At 36.7% G+C, this 5,721-nt stretch carries 2 protein-coding genes; both read right to left on the reverse strand.

All coding sequences use genetic code 11. The annotated features are described in order from the left end of the window. Nucleotides 1–100 precede the first annotated feature (100 nt). Nucleotides 101–3,904 carry an aminotransferase class III-fold pyridoxal phosphate-dependent enzyme gene (locus F6K49_RS34365; protein WP_293072568.1) on the reverse strand — a complete coding sequence of 1,268 codons (3,804 nt, stop codon included), beginning with the start codon at nucleotides 3,902–3,904 and terminating at the stop codon, nucleotides 101–103. 152 nt (nucleotides 3,905–4,056) lie between these two features. Then, nucleotides 4,057–5,076 (reverse strand): DMT family transporter, encoded by a 1,020-nt coding sequence (locus F6K49_RS34370; RefSeq protein ID WP_293103847.1) that lies wholly within the window; start codon nucleotides 5,074–5,076, stop codon nucleotides 4,057–4,059. Nucleotides 5,077–5,721 lie beyond the last annotated feature (645 nt).

Here is a 5,721-nt window from a genome sequence, read left to right on the forward strand (position 1 = left end):
TTTTTTTTTTTTTTTTTTTTTTAACTCTGCAACGTCTTTTTTAGTCCTTCTCATAATTATTGAATAAATTTACTGTTAAATCCTATCACATTAAATATATCTAACTTAGACTAAGTATAGGACAGGCAATACTTTGAAAGGTATTGTTGTTCATTTTATTTTGTCTTGTGATTAAGATTAGCCTTGTTTCATTTAGGGTAGCTACTGTATTCTGCGACAAAAGCTGTGGATAGATAAAAATGCTCGAAAGACTATGATGATCGCATTTGCGGATGGTTTCTATAACAGCGTTTTGATGACTGTCTTGAGGCACTGCAATTCCCGCCATAATTTCCACGCCATGTTCTTTAGATACAGTTTTTAGTGCGAGTATATAATCCAGATTAAAACTTTCAAACAGAACATTATTTTGCAGATTATGATATTTAATCAGCTTTACTAATGCGTTAACCAGAGCCTCTCGATATCCAGTTATCTTATCAGACCAATCTTTAATATCAAAGTTGAATGCAACCTGACCATTAACCTGTTTGCAAAGGTCTTCAATCTTGAGAACATTTTTCCCAAGCCTCAGACAAAGCTCTTCATAATTGAACTCAAAAACATTGGCAACTGGTTGATCAAGACTTTTAACAGGTCCCCATAATGATACTAATTCATGGTCTTTAGTTAACTGAACATCTACTTCGATCATATCAAAACCTTCATTGATAGCTTTCTGTGCTGTCTCTAGGGATTCTATGCGATGGGCAATTTTAAATCCATCAAACTGCTTTAAGTTGAGACGTCGCAACAGGCTTGTTGTTTCGGGAAAAGGTTTGTAGCACCAATTGGATGTCTCTCTTAAGGTTTTGGCAAACCTTTGAGCCATAAGTTTTTGTTGTAGCTGTGGGATTTCTTCAGGAATATCGAAGAACATAATGGCATCTCCTCCAGGAGATTCTATGCTGCCACACCCACTCACATGCAAAGGCTCTGGTTCATTTTCAGGAGCTAGTAAATACTTAGCAAAGGTCATAAAACCGTGACTCCGTGGGGCAAGAAGCCAGATGTAATTTCTGTCTTCGCAATACATGAATTTTGTATTATATGAGATACCTTCGCTCATTAGCTTATAGGTTGCTTTCCATACTTGCTTCGCCACTTCAGTCCTATCTTGACCTTTAATTATTATTGTACGGGCTGCCCAGTTAGCAAGTTCCCCATTTATGACACCATTGATGTGGCTCTTGTTAACTATTTCAATTCTGTTCTCTAAAAGATTTTGCCAAACAGGAGTTTTAACTCGATAGAACTGACCATGTGAATGTTTAACACTGGCACCAGAGAAACTTGTAAAAGAACCTTCATAGTTTTTTCCCAGTGCATAGGAAGCTGTTAGAAGATCATCTATATATGATTCAGTGAGTATTTGAGGTTCTTCTTTTCCTCCAGCCATGATCATATGATCTTCCCCATAAGGGTCAATATTGATAAAAAAGGAGTAAATTTTATTTGACGGTAGTTGGAGCTTACAAATTAACTCGTCAATATTTGCGTAACAAAAAGGGCATCTTCTATTTTTTGGGGAAAGATGAGGGATTTCTAACTCATTAACCTTTTCTGGAAGTGCTTCTTCAAGAAGCATTAGGGTATCAAACTCACCCTTTCTTTCTGGCACAAAACTAAACTTGTACCAGAGATTTTCATGAAGAACACTTAGCTGATGGTCTGGCGAGTATTTGTAATTTATCACTTTATGGTTACGGTTTTCGATAATTTTGACTGAGTCACGGACTGTCTTTTCTATTGTTGCTTGGTCAAAACCATCTTTCAATACGAGATAGTTGGCTCTAGATTTTAAAATAGTATCTATTAACTGTTCGTTAGCGTCTTTTTTGAGTTCTTCAAGAGCTGATATCGCATTACTACAGTCTTCGAGACCATCAAGTTCAAATTTATGCTTGATGAATGCCAAAGTCGTGGGAAAATCCTCCACTTCAACCCCTCTAAGATTCCGTCTTTTCTTATTGTTACCGTTTTCTACTATGTCGGCTATGCGCATAATAGCCAACAGATTTTTTAATTCAGATTTGGCAAGGCTAGACTCGTTAATACAGTGAAGAACACGCTCATGAGATTCAAAGAGCCAAGGCTGTTCGTTACATCTGATCAGTACTTCTACTTCTGGAGTAACGATGATATTTCTTTTGTTTAATAGATCAACTGAATATTGAGGGTGATACCACCAGGTTTTTAATAGCTCCCTTTCTCTAGAGGATAAAGGTTCACCTTTCAGTAACTCGAACTCTTCTAAGTACAAAGGTAATGGATCTCTAAATTCTTCTGCCGTAATTTCTTTTCTAAGTCCTGCTGCGATCCGTTTTTTGGCATGCTCGATACATAATTTAGGATTAAAGCTCGGTTTAGCACCTAACTTCGATTTGTCTGTTTTTACAAATTCTAGTCGCAATAGAAACTTTTGTTCTTCCTGATACTTATGTTTCAAGGCCCCGCCGATGTCATGAGCCCAGGAAGCCCTTTTTAAGATTTCGATTTGCCCATCAGGAAGATCCATTTTCCTAGCGATCGCCTCGGCTATGATGGCATGTCTCTGGGAATGCTCAACTATATCAATAGGATCATTCTGAAAAATCTCATTTTCAGAATGATCTAGTATTGATCTCCCTTGATCAATTGGTTCTGGCCAATCTTTTCCTGCTTTCTGAGACTTTTTTTTTGGCTGTGACACTTCTTCTAATACCAAGTCAAGCTTTTCAAATGCCATTTGTAAGTCCTCTACTTCCGATATCAGTGGGGCTTGAAGCATAATACTATCGCCCATATCCTTATATCTTGATGCAGCTATAATTACACCGTGATCAAACATTTTTTCTGCAATTAAATTGGCGAGTTTACAGTTTTGTTCATGATCTCCAACAACAATATCAACTGCGGCTTTAGTTCCTATAGAGCGTATCTCGCCTAATATTGTATATTTCTTCTGTAAATTTACAAGTTCTTCGTAGATATAACGGTTTAAGATATTTGCTTTATGAGCTTCCTTTTTAAGTTCGGCGAGGAATACTTTTCCTGCTGTGAAACTAATGGGACTATGAGCAAAAGTAAAGGAATGCTGTCCTGGCTTAAAGGAGAACTTCTCTTTATATAGCAGTCCTGCTAGGGGAAAACCGCCACCAATGGATTTCCCGAAGGTTATGATGTCTGGTTCTACCTCATAAAGATCACTCATGAACATCTCTTTCACACAGCCAAAGGCGGTTTGTATTTCATCAACAATCATCACGACATTGTTCTGGTCGCAAAGCTCCCGAATACCTTGGACTAATGACTTACTCAAAATCTTAAACCCGCAGTTGCCTTGTACTAGCTCCAAAATGATCGCCGCAGGCTGTTCTTTGATCATTTTTACTTCAATATCAGCTAGATCTTTTTTTACTTCCACACCATGATTAAAATAGGGTTGATATTGTTCGGCTGTACCTTTCCAGCTAACCCCCATTGTCGCAAAGCTTCTGCCATGAAAACCATCTTCTAAGTAGAGGATTTTATGCCGATCGTCACAATTGTTTATAGCTAGTTTCATCGCCCCTTCATTAACTAAGCTGCCATGAAGACAAAAATTGACTTTGGTTAAAGATTGCGGCGAAAGCTCGATCAGCAATTGAGCCAGCTCAACTTTGTCTTGTGTTGAGAAGGCTGTTCTTAAATGAGTTACTTTGTCGAGTTGATTTTTGACTGCATCAATAATTCGTGGATTGTTGTGACCAAGTGGCAAAGACCAAGTTTGTGAAAATAGGTCGAAATATTTTCTCCCTTCACTATCCCATAAGTAAGGGCCAAAAGCTTTTTCTATATTGACTGCGGTGGCGCCTATTGTGCTACCTTCATTTTTAAATATCATGGTTTCCTATTATTCAATCCACTAATAAGTTTAAGTTATTCAATCCACTAATAAGTTTAAGAAAAGGTTAAAATCCTAAATTTTATTTTAAAGCTCCTTTCCCAAAAATTGCAAGATACATTCCCCATAATACAATTAAACAACCTAAATAATTAGTCCAACTTGTAATTTCTGAAAATATAAATTTCAAAAATTGCAAGATACATTCCCCATAATACAATTAAACAACCTAAATAATTAGTCCAACTTGTAATTTCTGAAAATATAAATTTCGCTTCTATATGACTAAAAAGGGGAATAACTAACATTGATAAAGCTACAAAACTCGAAGACAATTTTTTCAGACTATAAACAGCTAATCCTTGAACTATAACTTGACTCAATAAAGCAATAGCAATTACTAAAAGCCATTCTTGACAAGAATTGGGTAAAACATGATCACTCCCAGATAGCCAGAGAATAGGAACTAACATAATTGTTCCTACAGCACAACGCCATAGTAAAATAATTGTAGTGTTAGTAGTAGCACGAACTTGTTCAACCAATAACCAATAGGTAGCATAAAAAAAAGTTGAAATTAAAGCTAAAGCATCACCATATAGTTGTATTGTTGATTGGGAAAAATCGGACAAAGCAATGATAATAGCCCCTGCGACTGCTATTACTACACCAATAATAAATCGTCGATCAAACACTTGACTAAAGAAAATTGATCCTCCCAGTATTGTAAAGATTGGAAGTGTACAATCGATCACAGCAACGTTGGTTACGCTTGTAAAACTTAATGACCAAACACCAAACATCATATATAAAGTTGCGGCAATTCCCCCTCCCACTAAGAATGCAATAATTTTTGGTGTATAGTTATTTTTAGGAGAATTATCATTATCTTGGCGGAACTGTCGATTAAATAAAATTAACCCTGTTTCAATAGCGGTAAACCAAATTAAACCAATAGCCTCACGCCAAAAAACCGTTTCATTTGGACCAATCCAATTTCCTCCTAGTTTAAGCAAAATAAGTCCTACTGATGAGATTAATCTTGCAGTCACTAAAGCGATTATGGCTATAATAGTTGCTTTATTGAGAAAGGGTTTTAAACGTTCTGATGTCCTTAATATCTGTGTTAATGAATTCATAAGATCATTTAAAAATGTTTTATTTTTTTCCAACGTATCATACTATAGCAACGGCCAAGGCGGTTAGGACACAAGGGCAGGCATACCGTTGGTTAGCACTAATTGTACCGTTTAATACAATATTACTTGAATTACATTCTTAACAAACCCCAATGATGTGTTTTTCCCGATCACCAGCTAGCAGATTAGGCATAATTTGCTTCATCTTCCTAAATGCTAATGTATCGAACTTGGCACTAGAATTAACAGTCATAACTCGTCCTTTTATTCAGCTATAGGTGCAGTAACCAACACCAACGGAAACTGATGGTGTGGGCTTCCTACCTCATAAACAATTGCCTTTGCAGAAATAGATTCCGGCTAGGGTCTGACATCCTCTCTACAGGCTTACCCTTCGACTGTCGCTTAGGGTAACACCGAGGGTAGTAAGGTTTTACGCCACAACAGTGACGTTTTTATAACTTAAAACGGACAATATCACATTATCGTATTTTTAACAATTGTTTAACTAAAGTTTAAAAGGACGGGATCATGTCACTTATGCAGAACATTTGTACTAAATCTGGGTAATGGGTAATAGGTAATAGGCATTGGTGACAAGTTAAACAAAAATGCCGTTTGTCAAGTCTTGATTAATAAATATTTATAAAACCTTGGCCTATTGGCCACCAGTGCGCG

This window comes from Moorena sp. SIO3I6, assembly GCF_010672095.1.